This window comes from Neisseria sp. P0022.S010 (assembly GCF_051956635.1).
The window spans coordinates 1-2,011 of sequence record NZ_JBQCXF010000533.1 but is presented as its reverse complement, the minus strand read 5'-3'; the positions used below and the strand labels follow the sequence as shown (position 1 = coordinate 2,011).

At 47.7% G+C, this 2,011-nt stretch carries 2 protein-coding genes; one reads left to right on the top strand and one right to left on the bottom strand.

Annotated elements, in window-relative coordinates:
• The first annotated feature begins 103 nt into the window (after positions 1-103).
• Positions 104-778, top strand: coding sequence for a tRNA (N6-threonylcarbamoyladenosine(37)-N6)-methyltransferase TrmO (tsaA, locus tag ACTHUT_RS19060; RefSeq protein WP_250599313.1), 675 nt, complete (start codon positions 104-106; stop codon positions 776-778).
• Between the two features lie 95 nt (positions 779-873).
• On the opposite strand, the gene gap is transcribed toward tsaA, so the two are convergent.
• Complete coding sequence (gene gap / locus ACTHUT_RS19055; protein ID WP_250599311.1) at positions 874-1,878, bottom strand: type I glyceraldehyde-3-phosphate dehydrogenase; 1,005 nt, start codon at positions 1,876-1,878, stop codon at positions 874-876.
• Positions 1,879-2,011 lie beyond the last annotated feature (133 nt).

Genomic DNA, 2,011 nt, shown 5'->3' with positions numbered 1-2,011 from the left:
CATTTGGAATAAATGCTTTGTATTATAACAAATTACTACCGCAAAATGTGGGAAAACATCTGTGATATGATGAGAGTTTGCACAGAATATTTATCCACAAATTATGTCCTATTCGATTACACCTATTGCAACCGTTTATTCCCCCTACAAACAAAAATTCGGCATTGCCCGCCAACCCGGTTTGGTTCCTGCAGCAGAAATTTGCATTGAACTCACTCCTGAATTTACCGCAGACAGCGTTCGGGGCTTGGAAGATTTCGACTATGTGTGGATAAGTTTTATTTTCCACGGCGTATTGGATGAAGGTTGGGCGCAAATGGTGCGTCCGCCACGGCTTGGAGGCAAACAAAAAATGGGCGTATTTGCCACGCGCAGCCCGCACCGCCCCAACCATCTCGGTTTATCCCTGCTAAAACTCGAACGCATCGAAACAGGCAAACCTGTCCGCATCTATTGCAGCGGTGCAGACCTATTGGACAGTACTCCGGTAGTGGATATCAAACCCTACATCCCGTTTGTCGAAGCCAAACCTGACGCATCATCAGGCTTTGTCAGCGGCAAACCTGAAGAATTGAACGTTGTCTGGGCAGAAAGTACGCTTGCGGAACATTTATCCACAGAAGAAAAACATCTCATTGAACAAAGCATCGCCCAAGATCCTCGTCCTGCCTATCAAGATATTCCCGAACGTATTTATGTAATGAATATTGCGGATTATGAAGTACAGTTTAGGATAGAAAACAAATGTGCCACTGTGATTAAACTATCCACAATCTGATTGCAAATTAAATCTCTCTACATACAAAAGGCCGTCTGAAATGTTCAGACGGCCTTTGAATTATCCACAGACTGATTGATTCAACCTGTTATCCTTTAGATTTTGCTGGCAAAGAATTCCAAGGTACGAACCAATTGGCAAGTGTAAGACATTTCATTGTCGTACCAAGCAACGGTTTTCACCAATTGTTTGTCGCCAACAGTCATCACGCGGGTTTGAGTTGCATCGAAAAGTGAGCCGTATTCAATACCGATGACGTCGGAAGAAACGATTTGATCTTCAGTGTAGCCTAAAGCATCGTTGGCGGCTGCTTTCATGGCTGCATTGATTTCTTCTTTGGTCACAGGGCGTTCGAGAACAGAAACCAGTTCGGTCAAAGATCCAGTAGCAACGGGAACGCGTTGGGCGGAGCCGTCGAGTTTGCCGTTCAATTCGGGGATAACCAGACCGATGGCTTTGGCGGCGCCGGTGCTGTTAGGCACGATGTTGAGCGCGGCGGCGCGGGCTCGGCGTAAATCGCCTTTGCGGTGCGGTGCGTCAAGGGTATTTTGGTCGCCGGTGTAGGCGTGGATGGTGGTCATCAGGCCTTCGACTACGCCGAATTCTTTTTGCAGGACTGCCGCCATCGGGGCAAGGCAGTTGGTGGTGCAGGAAGCGGCGGAGATGACGGTTTCGCTGCCGTCCAAAATGTCTTGGTTCACGCCATATACGACGGTTTTCACGTCATTGCCGCCGGGGGCGGAAATAACGACTTTGCGCGCACCGGCGCGGATGTGGGCTTCAGCTTTGGTTTTGCTGGTAAAGAAACCGGTACACTCGAGGACGACGTCGACGCCCAAATCGCCCCAAGGCAATTCTTCAGGATTCGGATTGGCGAAGACTTTGATTTCTTTGCCGTTCACCACGATGGCATCGTCTTTCAATTCGGCAGTACCTTGGAATCGGCCTTGAGTGCTGTCGTATTTGAAAAGGTGCAGCAACATATCGGCAGGGGTCAGGTCGTTAACGGCGATGACTTCGATACCTTCGGCTTTTTCAATTTGACGCAATGCCAGACGGCCGATGCGGCCGAAACCGTTAATCGCTACTTTGATGCTCATTTTGATACTCCTGTTAGTAGGGAAAGGGATAAATTTCAATAAGGGCTATTGTAGCCTGAAATAAAACTACTACCTAGAACTACACGACGCTACTTTTAAAATGTTTGATTTAAATAAAAAAACCGTGAAATAG

Bases quoted from the DNA above. Each gene is read 5' to 3' on its own strand.
- tsaA (WP_250599313.1), top strand. From the start codon at position 104: ATGTCCTATTCGATTACACCTATTGCAACCGTTTATTCCCCCTACAAA.
- gap (WP_250599311.1), bottom strand. From the start codon at position 1,878: ATGAGCATCAAAGTAGCGATTAACGGTTTCGGCCGCATCGGCCGTCTG.